The sequence below is a fragment of the Enterobacter sp. 118C5 genome (assembly GCF_034107645.1).
Classification (GTDB): Bacteria; Pseudomonadota; Gammaproteobacteria; order Enterobacterales; family Enterobacteriaceae; genus Enterobacter; species Enterobacter nematophilus.
This window is the reverse complement of the sequence record NZ_JAWNEU010000006.1, coordinates 73,132-93,492: the sequence shown is the minus strand read 5'-3', so window position 1 is coordinate 93,492 and position 20,361 is coordinate 73,132. Positions and strand designations below refer to the sequence as shown.

Genomic DNA, 20,361 nt, shown 5'->3' with positions numbered 1-20,361 from the left:
AGGCTAACGTTCTCGCTATTCTGCTTCCGGCGAGCGTGATATTCTTCACGCCGGACTATTTTCGGTCATCTGCTGACATCATTCACAACTATGCTGCCCATCAATCGCTCGCAACATCCTGTATTTGCATTGCTTCTTGCTATGCTGTTTTTCTTCTTCACCGCACCGCTGACCTGGGCTCGTGCAGACAACAGCACTGATATCCCTTCGCGCAGTGAAATTCAGTCGCAGCTCGACACCCTGAACAAACAAAAAGAACTCTCTCCTGTAGAGAAGCTCACCCAGCAGGATCTGACTGAAACGCTGGAAAACATTGATAAAATTGAGCGCGTTAAAGCTGAAACCACCCAGCTTCGTCAGAAGGTGGCGCAGGCGCCTGAGAACATGCGTAAGGCCACGGAAGCGCTGAGCGCGCTGAGCGACGTCGATAACGACGACGAAACGCGCAAGACGCTCGCCACGCTCTCATTACGCCAGCTGGAATCCCGCGTCGCCCAGTTGCTCGACGATTTGCAAACCGCACAGTCCGACCTCGCGACCTACAACAGCCAGCTTGTCTCCCTGCAAACCCAGCCCGAGCGCGTGCAAAATGCGATGTACACCGCGTCTCAGCAGCTGCAGCAGATCCGCAACCGCCTGAACGGCACGACGGTAGGGGAAGGCACGCTGCGCCCGACTCAGCAAACCCTGCTGCTGGTTCAGCAGTCCTTGCTCAATGCGCAAATCGAACAGCAGCGTAAAAGCCTGGAAGGGAACACGGTGCTGCAGGACACGCTCCAGAAACAGCGTGATTACGTGACGGCGAATATTAATCGCCTTGAACACCAGCTTCAGCTGTTGCAGGAGGCGGTAAACAGCAAACGCCTGACCCTGACGGAAAAAACCGCCCAGGAGGCCGTATCGCCGGACGAAACCGCCCGCATTCAGGCCAACCCGCTGGTGAAACAGGAGCTTGAGGCTAACCATCAGCTCAGCCAGCGCCTGATACTGGCGACGGAAAACGGCAACTCGCTGGTTCAGCAAAATATTAAAGTGAAAAACTGGCTGGATCGCGCGCTGCAGGCGGAACGCAACATCAAAGAGCAGATCGCGGTTCTGAAGGGCAGCCTCCTGCTGTCGCGTATTCTCTACCAGCAGCAGCAGACGCTGCCGTCCGCCGACGAGCTGGAGGACATGACCAACCGGATTGCGGATTTACGTCTGGAACAGTTTGACGTCAACCAGCAGCGCGATGCCCTTTTCCAGAGCGATGCCTTCGTTGCCAAAATTGAAGAGGGCCATTCCAGCGACGTGAACCCCGAGGTGCATGACGCGCTGCTCCAGGTGGTGGATATGCGCCGTGAACTGCTGGACCAGTTGAATAAACAGCTGGGCAACCAGCTGATGATGGCGATTAACCTGCAGATCAACCAGCAGCAGCTGGTCAGCGTATCAAAAAGCCTGCAGGAGATTTTGACGCAGCAGATTTTCTGGGTGAACAGCAACAAGCCGATGGACTGGGACTGGATTAAGTCCTTCCCGGAGACGCTGAAAACGCAGATTAAGAGCATGAAAATCACCGTAAACTGGGAGAAAGCCTGGCCTGCGGTAATGATTGCTTTCCTGGCCGGTTTACCGCTGCTGCTGATTGCCGGTCTGATCCGCTGGCGTTTGAAATGGCTGAAACAGTACCAGGCGAAGCTGGCGTCGGAAGTGGGGCAACTGCGTAACGACAGTCAGCTCCATACGCCAAAAGCGATTCTGATCGATCTCATTCGCGCGCTGCCGGTGTGCCTGATTATTCTGGCCGTGGGCCTGATCCTGCTCACGATGCAGCTTAACGTCAGCGATCTGCTCTGGGCGTTCAGTAAAAAACTGGCGCTGTTCTGGCTGGTATTTGGCGTGTGCTGGAAGGTGCTGGAAAAAGACGGCGTCGCGGTGCGTCACTTCAATATGCCTGCTCAGCTGACCAGCCACTGGCGTCGTCAAATTGTGCGCGTCAGCCTGGCGCTCCTGCCGCTGCACTTCTGGTCGGTGGTGTCTGAGCTTTCCCCGCTGCATCTGATGGATGATGTGCTGGGTCAGCTGGTCATTCTGCTCAACCTGCTGCTGATTGCTATCCTGATGTGGCCGATGTGCCGCGACAGCTGGCGCGATAAAGAGTCCCACAATCTTCGTCTGGCCACCGTGACGGTGCTGGCGATCATTCCGCTGGCGCTGATGGTGCTTACGGCAACGGGCTACTTCTACACCACGCTGCGCCTGTCCGGGCGCTGGATCGAGACGGTCTATCTGGTGATCGTCTGGAATCTGCTCTATCAGACCGTGCTGCGCGGCTTAAGCGTCGCGGCCCGCCGCATCGCTTACCGCCGTGCCATTGCGCGTCGCCAGCATCAGGTAAAAGAGGGCGCCGAAGGCGCGGAGCCGCAGGAAGAGCCGACCATCGCGCTGGAGCAGGTTAACCAGCAGACGCTGCGTATCACCATGCTGGTGATGATCGCCCTGTTTGCGGTCATGTTCTGGGCGATCTGGTCTGATTTAATTACCGTCTTCGCCTATCTCGACAGTATTACCCTCTGGCAGTACAACGGTACCGAAGCCGGCGCGGCGGTGATGAAAAGCGTCACCATGGGCAGCCTGCTATTTGCGCTGGTGTCGTCGGTGGTGGCCTGGGCGCTGATTCGCAACCTGCCGGGTCTGCTGGAGGTGCTGGTACTCTCAAGGCTGAACCTGCGCCAGGGGGCGTCATACGCCATCACCACCATCCTGAATTACGTCATCATTATCGTTGGCGCGATGACGGTATTCGGCTCGCTGGGCGTCTCGTGGGATAAACTGCAGTGGCTGGCGGCGGCCCTCTCGGTCGGTCTTGGTTTTGGCCTGCAGGAGATCTTCGGTAACTTTGTCTCCGGCCTGATCATCCTGTTCGAACGTCCGGTGCGTATCGGCGACACCGTCACTATCGGTACGTTCTCCGGTACGGTCAGTAAGATCCGTATTCGTGCCACCACCATCACCGATTTCGATCGTAAAGAGGTGATCATCCCGAACAAAGCGTTCGTGACCGAGCGTCTGATCAACTGGTCGCTCTCGGATACCACCACGCGCGTGGTGATTCGCCTCGGCGTGGCCTACGGTTCCGATCTGGATAAAGTGAAAGAGGTATTGCTTAAAGCTGCTAAATCGCATCCAAAAGTCATGCACGATCCTGCGCCAGACGTGTTCTTCACCACCTTCGGGCCAAGCACGCTGGATCACGAGCTGCGTTTATACGTGCGTGAACTGCGCGATCGCAGCTACACCGTTGATGAACTCAACCGCGCGATCGACCGCCTGTGCCGTGAAAACAACATTAATATCGCCTTCAACCAGCTTGAGGTTCACCTGCATAACGAGAAAGGTGACGAGCACACGGAAGTGAAGCGCGAGATTAAGGGTGAGGAAAACCCTGCCCCTCACCCTGCCCTCTCCCCAGAGGGGAGAGGGTAAAAAGCGAATCAGTGCAGAGCTTTCAAACCGCACCTAACGGTCCCCTCTCCCTCAAGGGAGAGGGTTAGGGTGAGGGTGAGGGCAACCGGCCTTCACCTTTCCCTCAAAATCCCGCCGCACAATCTCCAGTGCCTTGAGCACCGTCTCCGCCGGGATCTCATGATTCTCCAGCAGCATAATCAAATCGACGGCCAGCTTGACCTCATCGGGTGCATTTTCCAGTGACATAGATGTGGCTCCTGTTAACGGGTCAGGCGTTCAATCACGCGCTCAATCTCATCCAGCGCCTGACGGCAGCGGACGATGCGGCCTTCCAGGGCGCTAATCTCGCGCATCAATAGCTGCTGCTCTTCCAGCGTTTCACTGTTGTTCAGGCGCGTCTCGCGCTCGCGCTTCATCTCAAACAGACGACGCTCAAACTCCTGGTTCTCCAGCCGCTTGCGCTGCCATTTTCCAGGCCCCGGAGAAGCGCTGTCCCAGGCGCGCAGCGGCCAGGCGGCGATTTCGCGGTGCAGGGCGGTGATCTGCTCGGTGAGATGCTCCGCAAGCCACGCTACCTGCTCCTGCTGCCCGCTTTCAACCGCGTGGCGCAATTCGTCGAGATTGGTCTGCGCCTCTGCAAGATAATCCTGAATGACGGTGCTGCGGGTGCGGAACAGCTGACGATCAAAGCGCGGCTTCACCGTGGCGTGGCCCATTAGCGGCGTGGCCTGCGTCCGCAGTGTTGTCAGCTGATTTTGCAGCGTCTCAAGAAGCAAGGCTGTTTTCAAGGCGCTCTCCAGTGGTAAAGTAGCCGTTCAGTTTGATAACGATTCGCATTATGCAGCGTACTATTTTAATCATCATTGGCTGGCTCGCGGTAGTGCTGGGCACGCTGGGCGTGGTTTTGCCCTTGCTGCCGACCACCCCGTTCATCCTGCTGGCGGCCTGGTGCTTCGCCCGATCGTCGCCGCGCTTTCACCACTGGCTGCTCTACCGCTCGTGGTTCGGCGGCTACCTGCGCCACTGGCAAAAATATCGGGCCATGCCGCCCGGGGCCAAGCCGCGCGCGATTGCGGTGATCCTCATCACCTTCGCGATTTCATTATGGCTGGTGAAAATGATGTGGGTACGGATCCTGCTGCTTTTCATCCTCTCCTGCCTGCTTATCTTCATGTGGCGGATCCCCGTGGTTGATGAAAAGCAACAAAAGCACTGAAGCCTTATCATGACGGTTGCAATTATTGCGTACAGCCAGTAAATTCGACCGTTTTCGAGCACAGGCGCGCCTGGTTAAAGGTTAAACAATTGTTACCTTTACCGACTCGTTGCGCGCCGTGAGTAACACTGTTTCATTTAGGCACAAACCGATGACCGCAACTGCACAGCAGCTTGAATATCTGAAAAACAGCATCAAAAGCATCCAGGACTATCCAAAGCCTGGCATTCTTTTCCGTGATGTCACCAGCTTGCTGGAAGACCCGAAAGCGTACGCGCTCAGCATTGAACTGCTGGTGGAGCGTTATAAAAACGCCGGGATCACCAAAGTAGTAGGCACCGAAGCCCGTGGCTTCCTGTTCGGCGCACCGGTTGCGCTGGCGATGGGCGTGGGTTTTGTGCCGGTGCGTAAGCCGCGCAAGCTGCCGCGTGAAACCATCGCGGAGAGCTACGAGCTGGAGTACGGCACCGATCAGCTGGAAATCCACGTTGATGCCATCAAGCCTGGCGACAAAGTGCTGGTGGTGGACGATCTGCTGGCAACCGGCGGCACCATTGAAGCGACCGTGAAGCTGATCCGTCGTCTGGGTGGGGAAGTGACCGACGCGGCCTTCATCATCAACCTGTTCGATCTCGGCGGTGAACAGCGCCTGGAAAAACAGGGCATTACCAGCTACAGCCTGGTGCCTTTCCCGGGTCATTAATCCCGGTTTTCACAACCTCGCTCAATGGGTGAGGTTGTGATAGCATTCCCCTCCATAAATTCACCTTCCAGCGTTGCAGAGCCTGCCCATGAGTTATCAGGTGTTAGCCCGTAAATGGCGACCACAAACCTTTGCTGACGTTGTCGGTCAGGAACATGTGCTGACGGCCCTGGCGAACGGCTTGTCGCTAGGTCGCATCCATCACGCCTATCTTTTTTCCGGCACCCGCGGCGTCGGTAAAACCTCTATTGCCCGTCTGCTGGCAAAAGGTCTGAACTGCGAAACCGGGATCACCGCCACCCCGTGCGGCGTGTGCGATAACTGCCGGGAGATCGAGCAGGGGCGTTTTGTCGATCTGATTGAGATCGACGCCGCCTCGCGCACCAAAGTGGAAGACACCCGCGATCTGCTCGACAACGTGCAGTACGCCCCGGCGCGCGGACGCTTCAAGGTCTACCTGATCGATGAAGTGCACATGCTGTCGCGCCACAGCTTTAACGCCCTGCTGAAAACGCTGGAAGAGCCGCCCGCGCACGTTAAATTCCTGCTGGCGACCACCGATCCGCAAAAGCTGCCGGTCACCATCCTGTCGCGCTGCCTGCAGTTCCACCTGAAGGCGCTGGACGTTGAGCAGATCCGCGCTCAGCTTGAGCACATCCTTGATGAAGAGAAGATCGTTCACGAGCCGCGCGCCCTGCAGCTGCTGGCCCGCGCGGCGGACGGCAGCCTGCGTGATGCGCTGAGCCTGACCGACCAGGCGATCGCCAGCGGTGACGGCAAGCTCTCCACCGAGGCGGTCAGCACCATGCTCGGCACGCTGGATGACGATCAGGCGCTGTCGCTCATCGAAGCGATGATTGCCGCCAACGGCGAGCGCGTGATGTCGCTGGTCAACGCCGCCGCGGGTAGGGGCATTGAATGGGAAGCGCTGCTGGTCGAGATGCTCAGCCTGCTGCACCGCGTGGCGATGCTGCAGCTGTCTCCGTCGGCCATCGGTGCGGACATGGCCGCCATTGAACAGCGGATGCGTGAACTTGCCCGCACCGTGCCGCCTGCCGACGTGCAGCTGTATTACCAGACCCTGCTGATTGGCCGCAAAGAGCTGCCGTACGCACCGGATCCGCGTATGGGCGTTGAAATGACGCTGCTGCGCGCGCTGGCGTTCCACCCGCGCATGCCGTTGCCGGAGCCGGAAGTGCCGCGGCAGTCTTTCGCCCCGGTCGCCCCTACGGCGGTGATGTCGCCGCAGCAGGTGCCGCCGCAGCCGACACCGCCGCCGCAGCAAAACGTGCCGCTGTCGGATGCCACCAGTTCGGTGCTTGCCGCACGCAGCCAGCTGCAGCGTGCGCAGGGAGTAACCAAACCAAAAAAGAGTGAACCGGCAGCGCCAGGAAAAGCGCGGCCGGTGAACAACGCCGCGCTTGAACGACTGGCCTCGGTAACGGAGCGCGTACAGTCGCGTCCGGCACCGTCCGCGCTCGAGCAGAAAGCCCCGGTGAAAGAAGAGGCTTACCGCTGGAAGGCAACCACCATCACCGAAACGGTGAAGGAAGAGGTGGCCACGCCAAAAGCGCTGAAAAAGGCGCTGGAGCATGAGAAGACGCCGGAGCTTTCCGCGAAGCTTGCCGAAGAATCTATTGCGCGCGACGCCTGGGCCGCTGAGGTCAGCAAACTCCAGCTGCCGAAGCTGGTGGAGCAGGTCGCGCTGAACGCCTGGAAAGAGCAGGACGGCAATCAGGTGCGTCTGCACCTGCGTCCGGGCCAGCGGCACCTCAATTCCCCTGGCGCGCAAAAGGCGCTGGCCGAGGCGCTTGCTGCTTTACAGGGTTCACCGGTTGAATTGACTATCATTGAAGATGATAATCCGGCAGTGAAAACGCCGCTCGAGTGGCGCCAGGCCATTTATGAAGAGAAGCTCGCGCAGGCGCGCGAGGCGATAATTGCGGATAACAACATTCAGACCCTGCGCCGGTTCTTCGACGCCGATCTGGATGAAGAGAGTATTCGCCCCATTTGATCGTGAGTCTGACTTACGGTTGTAATCCTTAACGTGAAAGAAGAGAGAAGCCTATGTTTGGTGGAAAAGGCGGTCTGGGTGGCCTGATGAAGCAGGCTCAGCAGATGCAGGAAAAAATGCAGAAGATGCAGGAAGAGATCGCTCAGTTGGAAGTCACGGGTGAATCCGGTGCCGGTCTGGTCAAGGTGACCATCAACGGTGCGCACAACTGCCGTCGCGTGGAAATCGACCCGAGCCTGCTCGAAGACGACAAAGAGATGCTGGAAGATCTGGTTGCAGCCGCGTTTAACGATGCCGCTCGCCGTATCGACGAAACCCAGAAAGAGAAAATGGCCTCTGTTTCCAGCGGTATGCAGCTGCCGCCGGGCTTTAAGATGCCGTTCTGATGCAAACCAGTCCGCTGCTCACGCAGTTAATGGAAGCGCTGCGCTGCCTGCCGGGCGTTGGCCCGAAGTCAGCGCAGCGCATGGCGTTTACGCTATTGCAGCGCGACCGCAGCGGCGGGATGCGCCTGGCGCAGGCTTTGACCCGCGCCATGTCAGAAATTGGTCACTGTGCGGATTGCCGCACCTTTACCGAGCAGGACGTATGTAACATCTGTACGAACCCGCGTCGCCAGGAAAACGGTCAGATTTGCGTGGTGGAGAGTCCGGCGGACATCTACGCCATCGAACAAACCGGGCAGTTTTCCGGCCGCTACTTCGTGCTGATGGGGCATCTCTCCCCGCTGGACGGGATTGGCCCGGACGATATCGGTCTTGACCGCCTTGAACAGCGCCTTGAGTCCGAAACGATCAAAGAGGTGATCCTCGCCACCAACCCCACGGTGGAAGGGGAGGCAACCGCCAACTACATCGCCGAGCTGTGCGCGCAGTACGGCGTTGACGCCAGCCGCATCGCCCACGGCGTGCCGGTGGGCGGCGAGCTGGAGATGGTCGATGGCACCACGCTGTCGCACTCGCTGGCCGGACGCCACAAGATTATTTTCTGACCAAACGGAGGCTGCGCGCGCGGCCTCCGCTTGAAAATTTCCCCCCTTATCCCCATCTCTCCCTCAACGTTTTACAACCCCATTAAATGGCATTGTTGAGGTCGACTTAGATGAAAGGACAAGAAACCCGCGGTTTCCAGTCAGAAGTAAAACAGCTTCTGCACCTGATGATCCATTCCCTGTATTCCAACAAAGAAATTTTCCTGCGTGAGCTGATTTCCAACGCCTCTGATGCGGCGGACAAGCTGCGCTTCCGCGCGCTGTCCAACCCGGATCTGTACGAAGGCGACGGCGAGCTGCGCGTGCGCGTCTCTTTCAACAAAGAGAACCGCACCCTGACGATTGCCGACAACGGCATCGGGATGAACCGCGACGAGGTGATCGACCACCTCGGGACCATCGCCAAATCCGGCACCAAAGCGTTCCTCGAGTCCATGGGCTCTGACCAGGCGAAAGACAGCCAGCTGATCGGTCAGTTCGGCGTGGGCTTCTACTCGGCGTTCATCGTGGCGGACAAAGTCACCGTGCGCACCCGTGCCGCGGGCGACAGCGCCGGGAATGGCGTGCTGTGGGAGTCCAAAGGGGAAGGCGAATACACCGTTGATGACATCACCAAAGCGGATCGCGGGACCGAAATCACCCTGCACCTGCGCGAAGGCGAAGACGATTTCCTGAACGACTGGCGCGTGCGCTCCATCATCAGCAAGTATTCCGACCACATCGCCCTGCCGGTAGAGATTGAAAAACAGGAAGAGAAAGACGGTGAAACCGTGGTTTCCTGGGAGAAGATCAACAAGGCGCAGGCGCTGTGGACGCGCAACAAGTCTGAAATTAAAGACGACGAATACAACGAGTTCTACAAGCACATCGCCCACGACTTTACCGACCCGCTGACCTGGAGCCACAACCGTGTGGAAGGTAAGCAGGAGTACACCAGCCTGCTGTATATCCCGGCGCAGGCGCCGTGGGACATGTGGAACCGCGATCACAAGCACGGCCTGAAGCTGTACGTGCAGCGCGTGTTCATCATGGACGACGCCGAGCAGTTCATGCCGAACTACCTGCGCTTCGTCCGCGGCCTGATAGATTCCAACGATCTGCCGCTGAACGTCTCCCGCGAAATTCTGCAGGACAGCACCGTCACCCGCAACCTGCGTAACGCGCTGACCAAACGCGCGCTGCAGATGCTGGAAAAACTGGCGAAAGACGATGCCGAAAAATACCAGACCTTCTGGAAACAGTTCGGCCTGGTGCTGAAAGAAGGCCCGGCGGAAGACACTGCGAACGTCGAAACGATCGCCAAACTGCTGCGCTTCGCCTCCACGCACACCGACTCCTCCGCGCAGACCGTGTCGCTGGAAGAGTACGTCTCCCGCATGAAAGAAGGGCAGGAGAAGATCTACTACATCACCGCCGACAGCTACGCGGCGGCGAAGAGCAGCCCGCACCTGGAGCTGCTGCGTAAGAAAGGCATCGAAGTGCTGCTGCTTTCTGACCGCATCGACGAGTGGATGATGAACTACCTGACCGAGTTCGACGGTAAGGCGTTCCAGTCCGTTGCCAAAGCCGATGAGTCCATCGACAAGCTGGCGGATGAAGTGGACGAAAGCGCGAAAGAGGCCGAGAAGGCGCTGGAGCCGTTCGTTGAGCGCGTGAAAACCCTGCTGGGCGACCGCGTGAAAGAGGTGCGCTTCACGCACCGTCTGACCGACACCCCGGCGATTGTTACCACCGATGCCGACGAAATGAGCACCCAGATGGCGAAGCTGTTCGCCGCGGCGGGCCAGGCGGTGCCGGAAGTGAAATATATCTTTGAGCTTAATCCGGATCATCCGCTGGTGAAACGCGCGGCGGATACCCAGGATGAAGCTCGCTTTGCCGAGTGGGTTGAACTGCTGCTGGATCAGTCCCTGCTGGCCGAGCGCGGCACGCTGGAAGATCCTAACCTGTTCATTAAACGTGTGAATGCGCTGCTGCTGGCGTAATTAAACACCTGCCCCTCACCCTGGCCCTCTCCCCAGAGGGGAGAGGGTATAATCGTCCCCTCTCCCCTCTGGGGAGAGGGTTAGGGTGAGGGGAATCAACCGCACCCTCCCAAATTATCTCCCCCCATTAACCGTTTCAGCCTTCCCGCCTTCCTTGAGCCACGCCCGTTCTGGTGGTATTGTTTAGCGCTTTTGAAAAATTGAAACGACATTTGAGGGGATTTTCGCAATGCGTATTATTCTGCTTGGCGCTCCGGGCGCGGGTAAAGGAACTCAGGCTCAGTTCATCATGGAGAAATACGGTATTCCGCAAATCTCCACCGGTGACATGCTGCGCGCCGCTGTTAAATCTGGCTCCGAGCTGGGTAAACAAGCGAAAGACATCATGGACGCAGGCAAGCTGGTAACCGACGAGCTGGTTATCGCGCTGGTTAAAGAGCGCATTGCGCAGGAAGACTGCCATAACGGTTTCCTGCTGGACGGCTTCCCGCGCACCATTCCTCAGGCTGACGCCATGAAAGAAGCGGGCATCAACGTGGACTACGTCCTGGAGTTCGACGTACCGGACGAGCTGATCGTTGACCGTATCGTTGGCCGTCGCGTGCACGCTGCCTCTGGCCGCGTTTACCACATCAAATTCAACCCGCCTAAGGTTGAAGGCAAAGACGACGTGACCGGCGAAGAGCTGACCACCCGTAAAGACGATCAGGAAGAGACCGTGCGTAAACGTCTGGTGGAATACCATCAGATGACCGCGCCGCTGATCGGCTACTACACCAAAGAAGCGCAGGCGGGTAACACCAAATACGCCAAAGTTGACGGCACCAAAGCCGTGGCTGACGTACGTGCAGAGCTGGAAAAAATCCTCGGCTAATCGCACTCCTCTCACCCGGGCTCCCGGGTGAGAAATATTCTCATCTTACCTATTACAGCAATGGGTTTCGTTTAAACGCATTTCCGCTACAATTGACAACCTATCAAATGGTTAAGAGGCGTGAATGAGTCAGGCGAAAACCGGCATCCTGCTTGCCAATCTGGGCACTCCAGAAGCACCCACTCCAGACGCGGTAAAACGCTACCTGCGACAATTTTTAAGCGACACGCGCGTCGTGGATTTTCCGAGACTGCTGTGGTGGCCGCTGCTGCGTGGCGTCATTCTGCCGATTCGCTCTCCGCGCGTCGCCAAACTCTATCAGTCCGTCTGGATGGAAGAGGGTTCGCCGCTGATGGTTTACAGCCGCCGTCAGGAAAAAGCGCTGGCCGCCCGCCTGCCGGATATGCCCGTCGCGCTCGGCATGAGCTACGGCAAACCGTCCCTGAAAAGCGCGGTGGACTCCCTGCTGGCGCAGGGCGTGGACCATATCGTCGTGCTGGCACTATATCCGCAGTACTCCTGCTCGACGGTGGCCGCCGTCTGGGACGAGCTGGCCCGCATTCTGGCAACCCGCCGCCGCATTCCGGGCGTGACCTTTATCCGCGATTACGCCGATAACGATCTCTACATCAAGGCGCTTGCCAACAGCGCGCGCGCGTCGTTTGAAAAGCACGGCGAGCCGGATCTGCTGCTGCTCTCCTATCACGGGATCCCGCAGCGTTTCGCCAACGAAGGGGATGATTACCCGCAGCGCTGCCGCGATACCACCCGCGAGCTGGTCTCCGCCCTCGGCCTGCCGCCGGAGAAGGTGATGATGACCTTCCAGTCGCGCTTTGGTCGCGAGCCGTGGCTGACGCCGTACACCGATGAAACCCTCAAAATGCTCGGCGAGAAGGGCGTGAAGCACATTCAGGTGATGTCGCCGGGCTTCTCGGCGGACTGTCTGGAAACGCTGGAGGAGATCGCGGTGCAAAACCGGGAATTTTTCCTTGAGGCTGGTGGCGAAAAGTACGAATACATTCCGGCGCTTAACGACTCGCCTGAGCATATCGACATGATGGTCTCGCTGGTGACGAACAGCCGCTGATCGCACTCCGGGCCGGGTTTGTGCTACCATTCCCGGCCCATATTCTTCGTACAGTTCAGACCATGAAATTTCCCGGTAAACGTAAATCCAAACACTACTTTCCCGTCGATGCCCGCGATCCGCTCCTGCAGCAAATCCAGCCTGAAAATGAAACCAGCGCGGCCTGGGTCGTCGGTATCGACCAGACGCTGGTGGACATTGAAGCGAAAGTGGATGATGAGTTTGTCGCCCGTTACGGTCTGAGCGCCGGTCACTCCCTGGTGATTGAGGACGACGTTGCCGAAGCGCTGTACCAGGAGCTGGTGCGCGAAAACCTGATTACCCACCAGTTCGCCGGCGGCACCATCGGCAACACCATGCACAACTACTCGGTGCTGGCAGACGACCGCTCGGTCCTGCTCGGCGTGATGTGCAGCAATATCGAAATCGGTGGCTACGCCTACCGCTACCTGTGCAACACCTCCAGCCGTACCGATCTGAACTATCTCCAGGGCGTAGACGGGCCGATTGGCCGCTGCTTTACGCTGATCGGCGAATCCGGCGAGCGTACCTTTGCCATCAGCCCGGGCCATATGAACAAGCTGCGCGCGGAAAGCATTCCTGAAGAGGTGATCGCGGGCGCCTCTGCGCTGGTGCTGACCTCCTACCTGGTGCGCTGCAAGCCGGGCGAGCCGATGCCGGAAGCGACCATGAAGGCGATTGAGTACGCCAAAAAGTACGATGTGCCGGTGGTGTTAACCCTGGGCACTAAATTCGTGATTGCCGATAACCCGGAGTGGTGGCAGGCGTTCCTGAAGGAGCACGTCTCGATTCTGGCAATGAACGAAGAAGAGGCCGAAGCGCTGACCGGCGAGAGCGATCCGCTGCTGGCGTCTGATAAAGCGCTGGACTGGGTGGACCTGGTGCTCTGCACCGCTGGCCCGGTTGGGCTGTATATGGCAGGCTTCACGGAAGAAGAGAGCAAACGCAAAACCCAGCACCCGCTGCTGCCGGGCGCGATTGCCGAGTTCAACCAGTACGAGTTCAGCCGCGGCATGCGCCACAAAGATTGCGTCAATCCGCTGCGTATTTACTCCCACATTGCACCGTATATGGGCGGGCCGGAGAAGATTATGAACACTAACGGCGCGGGCGACGGCGCGCTGGCCGCGCTGCTGCACGACATTACCGCCAACGCCTACCATAAAACCAACGTGCCGAACTCCAGCAAGCACAAGTTCAGCTGGCTGACCTATTCCTCGCTGGCGCAGGTGTGTAAGTACGCGAACCGCGTGAGCTATCAGGTGCTGAACCAGCATTCTCCGCGCTTAACGCGCGGTCTGCCGGAACGAGAAGACAGCCTCGAAGAGGCGTACTGGGACAGGTAAGAGAAGGCCCCTCACCCCGGCCCTCTCCCCATGGGGGAGAGGGTGTTTAAGTTCCCTCTCCCCCATGGGGAGAGGGTTAGGGTGAGGGGTGATCAGACCGCACAAGCTAGCCCGTCACTCCTTCTTCAACCGGCGGTTTCGCCAGCAGCGTCAGCATCGTATTCGCAATCTCGCGCTCGCCCATCACTACCTGATCCGCACCGCGCTCGGTAATGTACTCCACCTCGTCGTCATAGTGCGCCCGGGCGATAATCTCGATATTCGGGCACTTCTCACGCGCGGAGGCCACAATCTCTCCCGCTTCATAGCCGTTCGGAATGGTCAGCAGCAGCCAGCGGGCACAGTCCAGATGCGCCAGCTCCATGATCTCTTCGTTCGCCGCATTGCCCAGCACCGCACGAATGCCGCGCTCGCGCAGCTCGTCGACGCGGGTACGTGAGGTTTCTATCACTACCAGTGGGATCCCCTGCGCCATCAGCTTCTCACCGAGCAGGCTGCCGACGCGGCCAAAGCCTACCAGGAGGGCGTGATTACAAATATCTACCGGGATCTGCTTCTCTTCTTCCGTTGCCTCTTCCAGCGTCTGCTCTTCGAGGGTTTCGGTCTTCTCGAGGTATTTTTCCAGCAGGGCAAACAGCACCGGGTTCAGCATAATCGACAGAATCGCGCCCGCCAGCACCAGATTTTGCCCCGCCTGCGGCAGCAGGTTCAATGCCATGCCCAGACCGGCCAGAATAAAGGCGAACTCACCGATCTGCGCCAGGCTGGCGGCAATCGTCAGCGCCGTACGCGGGGAGTGGCCGAACATCCGCACCAGGAAAAAGGCGGCGACCGACTTACCGAAGATAATGATCGCCAGCGTGCCCAGCACGGCCAGCGGCTGCTGAACCAGAATCATCGGGTCAAACAGCATGCCGACGGAGACAAAGAACAGCACGGCGAAGGCGTCGCGCAGCGGCAGGGTATCGTGCGCCGCGCGGTGGCTCAGCTCGGACTCGTTCAGCACCATCCCGGCGAAGAACGCGCCCAGCGCGAAGGAGACGTCGAACAGCTCGACGGCGCCAAAGGCAATGCCCAGCGCCAGCGCAAGCACGGAGAGCGTAAACAGCTCGCGGGAGCCGGTCGCCGCGCTGCGGGACATGATCCACGGCACCAGACGGCGCCCCACCAGCATCATGATGGCGATAAAGGCCACCACCTTACCGATGGTGATGCTCATATCCAGCGCCAGCGAGGCGAAGCCGATGTTGTCTTTTTCCATCATTCCGGCGACGGCGGGCAGCAGCACCAGCGTCAGCACCATCACCAGATCTTCCACAATCAGCCAGCCTATTGCGATCTGCCCGCGCTGGCTGTCTATCAGCTGCCTCTCTTCAAGCGCGCGCAGCAGCACCACGGTACTGGCGGTTGAGAGGCACAGCCCAAATACGATGCCGGTCATCAGCGACCAGCCCAGCACTGCCGAAAGCGCCATCCCCAGCAGCGTCGCCACCCCTATCTGGGCGATCGCTCCCGGTATGGCGATCGACTTTACCGCCATCAAATCCTTCAGAGAAAAATGCAGACCAACGCCAAACATCAGCAGGATCACGCCCAGCTCCGCCAGCTCTGGCGCCAGTTTGGTATCCGCCACGAAGCCTGGCGTGAAAGGCCCCGCCAGTACACCCGCTAACAAATAGCCGACAAGAGGAGAAATACGCAGCTTATTGGCAATCATGCCAAGGATAAAAGCGAGCACAAGTCCACCAACAATGGTGGTAATAAGCGGTGTGGCGTGGTGCATTCCGTCTCCTTTCGCGGTGAGTGTTCCATTTTTGGCGTGAATACCAAAAAACCAGGTAATAGTTTATGACAATTTTTGCCCTTATGTTTATGAATAATTGTTGAAGTTTGAATAAAACGGCAATATGCGCCTTAAAAGGCGCATATTGATAAATTCATAGCGGGGATGAAGAGGAAAACCTTATGGCATAAGGGGGAAGGGTAGCCAAAGCATAAATTTAGCTACCCGTAAATCACGCTTTATGACGATTATCAGGCAGGAATATGGTCAACATCCCAAGAAGCGGCAGGAAAGCGCAGATTTTGTAAACCAGGTAGATGCTGGTGTGATCCGCAACCATCCCTAATACGGCCGCGCCAAGGCCACCCATGCCGAAGGCGAAACCGAAAAAGAGCCCGGAAACCATACCGATACGGCCCGGCAGCAGCTCCTGGGCATAGACCAGAATGGCGGAAAACGCGGAGGCGAGGATAAAACCAATTATCACGGTTAAAATCCCGGTCCATTCCAGGCTTGCGTACGGCAAAATAAGGGTAAACGGCGCCACGCCGAGGATTGAGCCCCAAATGACATATTTACGGCCAATCTTATCCCCCACCGGCCCGCCAATGACCGTTCCGGCAGCGACCGCGAACAGGAAGGCAAACAGATGGAACTGCGCGTTTTGTACCGATAATCCGAATTTTTGCATCAGATAAAAGGTGTAATAGCTGCTGATGCTCGCCATGTAGAAGTATTTCGAGAAAATCAGCACCAGCAGCACGGAGACCGCAAGAATGACCTTATTACGGGGCAGGGGATTGATAACCTTTGCTTTAGGTTTTCCTTTGTTCACGCGATGCTGGGCGGCGTACCAGCGGCTGATCTGCGCCAGCACGACAATGGCGAGCAGGGCGGCCAGCACAAACCAGGCCACGTTGCCTTTGCCGTACGGAGCGATGATCACCGCCGCCAGCAGCGGGCCGAGGGAGCTACCGAAGTTGCCCCCTACCTGGAAGAGCGACTGCGCCAGCCCGTGACGGCCGCCGGAGGCCATACGCGCCACGCGTGAGGACTCCGGATGGAAGACGGACGAGCCGGTCCCTACCAGCGCGGCGGCGAGCAGAACCGCTTCAAAACTGCCTGCCATGGCCAGCAGCACCAGCCCGCTTAAGGTAAAGCACATGCCTATCGGCAGCGACCACGGCATCGGGTATTTATCCGTCCAGTAGCCCACCACCGGCTGCAGCAGCGACGAGGCCAGCTGGAAGGTCAGGGTGATCATCCCGATCTGTACGAAGGTTAAGGAAAACTCGGACTGCAGCAGCGGGTAGATTGCCAGAATCAACGACTGGATCATGTCGTTGAGCAGATGCGAGAGGCTGATTGCGCCTAAAACTTTAAAAGAGGTGCGCGATGCCGGCGACGACGCCGGCGCGCCCGGAGCGGGCTGGGTTGATTCACTGATTGCCATAGAGAGAATTACCACGTCTTTAGTTATTAGAGATGCAGGGTGTAATTATTATCCGACTAACATACCCGTCCGTGACATTTGAAGAAAGTCGCAATTCTGAAAACTTATTTGTCTATTCTTGTTAGTCACTGTAATTTTTGCCTTTGTCTATTGGTCAGGGAGAGAGAAGATGAAGTTAATGAAGCGGGGCGTCGCGCTGGCGCTTATTGCCGCATGGGGCCTGGCAAGCCTGCCCGCGCAGGCGTATGAAAAAGATAAAACCTATAAAATCACCATCCTGCATACCAACGATCACCACGGTCATTTCTGGCGCAGCGAATACGGCGAGTATGGCCTGTCGGCGCAAAAAACGCTGGTGGACGGCATTCGCAAAGAGGTGGCGGCCCAGGGCGGCAGCGTGCTGCTGCTGTCCGGCGGAGATATTAATACCGGCGTGCCGGAATCCGATCTACAGGACGCTGAACCCGATTTCCGCGGCATGAATTTAATCGGTTACGACGCGATGGCCGTCGGAAACCACGAGTTTGATAACCCGCTGAGCGTGCTGCGCCAGCAGGAGAAATGGTCCAAATTCCCGTTCCTCTCCGCCAATATTTACCAGAAAAGCACCGGCGAACGTCTGTTTAAACCGTGGGCGCTGTTTAAGCGTCAGGATCTCAAAATCGCGGTCATTGGTTTAACCACCGACGATACGGCAAAAATCGGTAACCCTGAGTTCTTCACCGATATCGAATTCCGCAAACCGGCAGACGAAGCGAAGCTGGTGATTCAGGAGCTGCAGCAGAACGAAAAGCCGGACGTGATTATCGCCACTACCCATATGGGACACTACGATAACGGCGAGCACGGCTCCAATGCGCCCGGCGACGTGGAGATGGCGCGCAGCCTGCCGACAGGCTCGCTGGCAATGATTGTGGGCGGTCACTCACAGGATCCGGTCTGCATGGCGTCGGAGAACAAAAAGCAGGTGGACTACGTGCCGGGCACGCCTTGCGCGCCGGACCGTCAGAACGGGATCTGGATTGTGCAGGCCCACGAGTGGGGTAAATACGTGGGCCGCGCGGATTTCGAGTTCCGCAACGGCGAGATGAAGCTGGTGCACTATCAGCTCATTCCGGTCAACCTGAAGAAGAAAGTCACCTACCCGGACGGGAAAAGCGAGCGCGTACTTTACACGCCAGAGATCGCAGAAAACCAGCAGATGCTCTCCCTGCTGACGCCGTTCCAGAATAAAGGCAAGGCGCAGCTGGACGTGAAAATCGGCACGCTGAACGGTCGTCTGGAAGGGGACCGCAGTAAAGTCCGCTTCGTGCAGACCAACATGGGACATCTGGTGCTGGCGGCGCAGATGGCGCGCACGAATGCGGACTTCGGCGTGATGAGCGGCGGCGGCATTCGTGACTCCATCGAAGGCGGAAACATCACCTATAAAGACGTGCTGAAGGTGCAGCCGTTCGGCAACGTGGTGGTGTATGCGGATATGAGCGGGAAAGAGGTCGTTGACTACCTGACCGCCGTGGCGCAGATGAAGCCGGACTCGGGTGCCTATCCGCAGTTTGCCAACGTCAGCTTTGTGGCGAAGGACGGCAAGCTGAACGATCTGAAAATCAAAGGCGAGCCAGTCGATCCGGCGAAAAACTACCGTCTGGCGACGTTGAGCTTTAACGCCACCGGCGGCGACGGCTATCCGCACATCGATAACAAACCGGGCTACGTAAACACCGGCTTTATCGATGCGGAAGTGCTGAAGCAGTACATCGAGCAGAACTCGCCGATCGACGTGAATGCCTATGAGCCGAAGGGCGAGGTGAGCTGGCAGTAGTGTTGTGCGGCCTGATGCCCTCACTCCAACCCTCAGCCCACCGGGAGAGGGCGCGAACACAAAAAACGGTAACGCCTGTTACCGTTTTGCTTTTACCTCGCAGCCGCCACCCGGCTTTTTATTCAATCCCGGCGCGCAATATCCGCGAATTTCGCGTCCAGCATCTTCGCCAGATCGCCCGCGGCCAGTTCAATATCCAGCCCGCGTTTACCGCCCGAAATATAGATCGTCTCAAACTCCTGCGAAGGCGCATCGATCAGCGTCGGCAGGCGTTTTTTCTGTCCGAGCGGGCTGATCCCGCCCACCAGATAGCCCGTGGTGCGTTGCGCAACCATCGGGTCCGCCATATCCACCTTTTTCGCCCCCAGCGCTTTCGCGACTTTTTTGAGATCGAGCTGCCCGGCAACGGGCGTTACCGCCACGGCGAGATGCTTCATATCGCCATTCACCGCGACCAGCAGCGTTTTATAGACCTGGTCGGCATTCAGCCCCAGTTTGCGCACCACTTCATCACCAAAGTTGGTTTCGTTCGGATCGTGATCGTAGGTATGGATCCGGAAAGAAATATTGTTTTTTTCGAGTAATTTAACGGCGGGAGTCATAGCTATCCTTCTTACGACAGACAATTCATGCAGCCAGCATACGCCTGACGTTTGTCTAAAAAATAGCACCATCTTGCGCAATAGTGTTGGCAGTGATGGTCACTTTGAGCGACAATCGGCTCAGCCGAAGGTCACTTCGGTATAATAAAAACGATGAAATTCCTCTTTGACGGGCCAATAGAGATATTGGCCATTTTTTTATTTCAACAGCGACGGCAAATTCCCTTCGCCGTACAAATGCAGCGCCCCGACCGCGACCACGTACTCCCCCGCAGGTAAAGCATGCAGCGTCTCTCGCCAGGCTTTGTTGCGCGCATTCATCAGCACATCATAAAGCGATTCACTGAACGTCGACGGTAGCGCCAGCTTACCGTCCGCGGGCGGCGCATCCAGCCACCAGCCAATCATGGTTTGCAGCAGACGCGCGTTGGTGTGCCAGTGGGTCAGGGTATCATCCAGCAGCATCAGACCGTCGTCAGGAAGCTGGCGCAGGAGCGCAATCTGGCTGTCCGTCCCTTCCAGCTCGATGATGGGCATACGGCGCGCCCGCGCCACGTTCAGCAACTGGTAATCAATGCCGTAGTCACCGCGCAAACCCAGACGCTGCGCCTGCGTGGCCTGCAGCACCATCGCAATTTGCCACAGCGGCAGGGTGTCAATCATGGAGAGCGACACGCCGGTTTCTGCCGCCACGCGCGTCAGTTCCGCGAGCTGGTCGTCGTTCAGGCGCTCCGCCAGCGGAAGGTCGCTTTCAAGCCCGGCAAACGGCGACTCGTGGCCGGAAATGTCCGCCTCGACGACCAGCGCGTCGGCGCGCTTCAGGCGTTTTATCAGGCCGGGTGGCAGGGGAGACATTCCCTGCGTGCCCATATGGATGCTGCCGACCAGATGAAGATGTTGCCCGCCGGGAAGGGAGATATCCAGGCCGGGCCAGTCATAGCGGCGGGGGAAGAGGGCGCGAAACGATGCTTTTATACGATTAAACAGACTCATACGCGCTCCATGACCGGA

Annotated in this window: 17 protein-coding genes and 1 other annotated feature; of the genes, 11 read left to right on the top strand and 6 right to left on the bottom strand. The window is 58.0% G+C overall.

What is annotated here, in order from left to right:
- The first annotated feature begins 90 nt into the window (after positions 1 to 90).
- Positions 91 to 3,468 (top strand): mechanosensitive channel MscK, encoded by a 3,378-nt coding sequence (gene mscK / locus UTO39_RS12980; protein WP_253540949.1) that lies wholly within the window; start codon positions 91 to 93, stop codon positions 3,466 to 3,468.
- A 51-nt stretch (positions 3,469 to 3,519) separates the two neighbouring features.
- Here mscK and rsmS read toward each other — a convergent pair whose 3' ends face one another.
- Positions 3,520 to 3,696 carry a pleiotropic regulatory protein RsmS gene (gene rsmS, locus UTO39_RS12975; RefSeq protein ID WP_116341560.1) on the bottom strand — a complete coding sequence of 59 codons (177 nt, stop codon included), beginning with the start codon at positions 3,694 to 3,696 and terminating at the stop codon, positions 3,520 to 3,522.
- A gap of 14 nt (positions 3,697 to 3,710) precedes the next feature.
- A complete protein-coding gene (gene priC / locus UTO39_RS12970; protein ID WP_320727338.1) occupies positions 3,711 to 4,238 on the bottom strand; it encodes a primosomal replication protein N'' in 528 nt (175 codons plus the stop codon).
- A 50-nt stretch (positions 4,239 to 4,288) separates the two neighbouring features.
- On the opposite strand from priC, the gene UTO39_RS12965 reads away from it, so the two are divergent.
- The 9 genes from UTO39_RS12965 to UTO39_RS12925 all read left to right on the top strand — a co-directional run bounded on the left by UTO39_RS12965 (position 4,289) and on the right by UTO39_RS12925 (position 13,690).
- Positions 4,289 to 4,666 (top strand): DUF454 family protein, encoded by a 378-nt coding sequence (locus tag UTO39_RS12965; protein WP_061099011.1) that lies wholly within the window; start codon positions 4,289 to 4,291, stop codon positions 4,664 to 4,666.
- Between the two features lie 151 nt (positions 4,667 to 4,817).
- Positions 4,818 to 5,369: an adenine phosphoribosyltransferase gene (gene apt, locus UTO39_RS12960; protein WP_000127359.1), complete on the top strand. Its 552-nt coding sequence runs from the start codon at positions 4,818 to 4,820 to the stop codon at positions 5,367 to 5,369.
- 88 nt (positions 5,370 to 5,457) lie between these two features.
- Positions 5,458 to 7,386, top strand: a complete 1,929-nt coding sequence (gene dnaX, locus UTO39_RS12955; protein WP_320727337.1) for a DNA polymerase III subunit gamma/tau — start codon at positions 5,458 to 5,460, stop codon at positions 7,384 to 7,386.
- Positions 6,716 to 6,780, top strand: a sequence feature (DnaX frameshifting element). (Overlaps the previous gene by 65 nt.)
- Positions 7,387 to 7,439: 53 nt before the next feature.
- Positions 7,440 to 7,772 (top strand): YbaB/EbfC family nucleoid-associated protein, encoded by a 333-nt coding sequence (locus UTO39_RS12950; RefSeq protein WP_003858972.1) that lies wholly within the window; start codon positions 7,440 to 7,442, stop codon positions 7,770 to 7,772.
- Positions 7,772 to 8,377, top strand: a complete 606-nt coding sequence (recR, locus tag UTO39_RS12945) for a recombination mediator RecR (RefSeq protein ID WP_006809843.1) — start codon at positions 7,772 to 7,774, stop codon at positions 8,375 to 8,377. Before UTO39_RS12950 ends, recR begins: the two co-directional genes overlap by 1 nt.
- A 110-nt stretch (positions 8,378 to 8,487) precedes the next feature.
- Positions 8,488 to 10,362 carry a molecular chaperone HtpG gene (gene htpG / locus UTO39_RS12940; protein ID WP_061099009.1) on the top strand — a complete coding sequence of 625 codons (1,875 nt, stop codon included), beginning with the start codon at positions 8,488 to 8,490 and terminating at the stop codon, positions 10,360 to 10,362.
- Between the two features lie 229 nt (positions 10,363 to 10,591).
- A complete protein-coding gene (gene adk / locus UTO39_RS12935) occupies positions 10,592 to 11,236 on the top strand; it encodes an adenylate kinase (protein WP_320727336.1) in 645 nt (214 codons plus the stop codon).
- A 124-nt stretch (positions 11,237 to 11,360) separates the two neighbouring features.
- Positions 11,361 to 12,323 (top strand): ferrochelatase, encoded by a 963-nt coding sequence (gene hemH / locus UTO39_RS12930; RefSeq protein WP_061099008.1) that lies wholly within the window; start codon positions 11,361 to 11,363, stop codon positions 12,321 to 12,323.
- A gap of 62 nt (positions 12,324 to 12,385) precedes the next feature.
- Positions 12,386 to 13,690, top strand: coding sequence for an inosine/guanosine kinase (locus tag UTO39_RS12925; protein WP_061099007.1), 1,305 nt, complete (start codon positions 12,386 to 12,388; stop codon positions 13,688 to 13,690).
- Positions 13,691 to 13,796: 106 nt separating this feature from the next.
- On the opposite strand, the gene ybaL is transcribed toward UTO39_RS12925, so the two are convergent.
- Both ybaL and UTO39_RS12915 read right to left on the bottom strand, forming a co-directional pair.
- Complete coding sequence (gene ybaL, locus UTO39_RS12920) at positions 13,797 to 15,473, bottom strand: YbaL family putative K(+) efflux transporter (RefSeq protein WP_266179616.1); 1,677 nt, start codon at positions 15,471 to 15,473, stop codon at positions 13,797 to 13,799.
- A gap of 232 nt (positions 15,474 to 15,705) precedes the next feature.
- On the bottom strand, positions 15,706 to 16,926 hold the full coding sequence (locus UTO39_RS12915) for an MFS transporter (RefSeq protein ID WP_320727335.1): 1,221 nt from the start codon (positions 16,924 to 16,926) through the stop codon (positions 15,706 to 15,708).
- A 169-nt stretch (positions 16,927 to 17,095) separates the two neighbouring features.
- On the opposite strand from UTO39_RS12915, the gene ushA reads away from it, so the two are divergent.
- Entirely contained in the window at positions 17,096 to 18,748 is a 1,653-nt protein-coding gene (gene ushA / locus UTO39_RS12910) for a bifunctional UDP-sugar hydrolase/5'-nucleotidase UshA (RefSeq protein WP_320727334.1), read from the top strand.
- Positions 18,749 to 18,870: 122 nt separating this feature from the next.
- On the opposite strand, the gene ybaK is transcribed toward ushA, so the two are convergent.
- Together ybaK and UTO39_RS12900 are read right to left on the bottom strand one after the other, a co-directional pair.
- Positions 18,871 to 19,350, bottom strand: coding sequence for a Cys-tRNA(Pro)/Cys-tRNA(Cys) deacylase YbaK (ybaK, locus tag UTO39_RS12905; RefSeq protein ID WP_021241623.1), 480 nt, complete (start codon positions 19,348 to 19,350; stop codon positions 18,871 to 18,873).
- Between the two features lie 198 nt (positions 19,351 to 19,548).
- A complete protein-coding gene (locus UTO39_RS12900) occupies positions 19,549 to 20,343 on the bottom strand; it encodes a TraB/GumN family protein (protein WP_061099003.1) in 795 nt (264 codons plus the stop codon).
- Between the last annotated feature and the right edge of the window lie 18 nt (positions 20,344 to 20,361).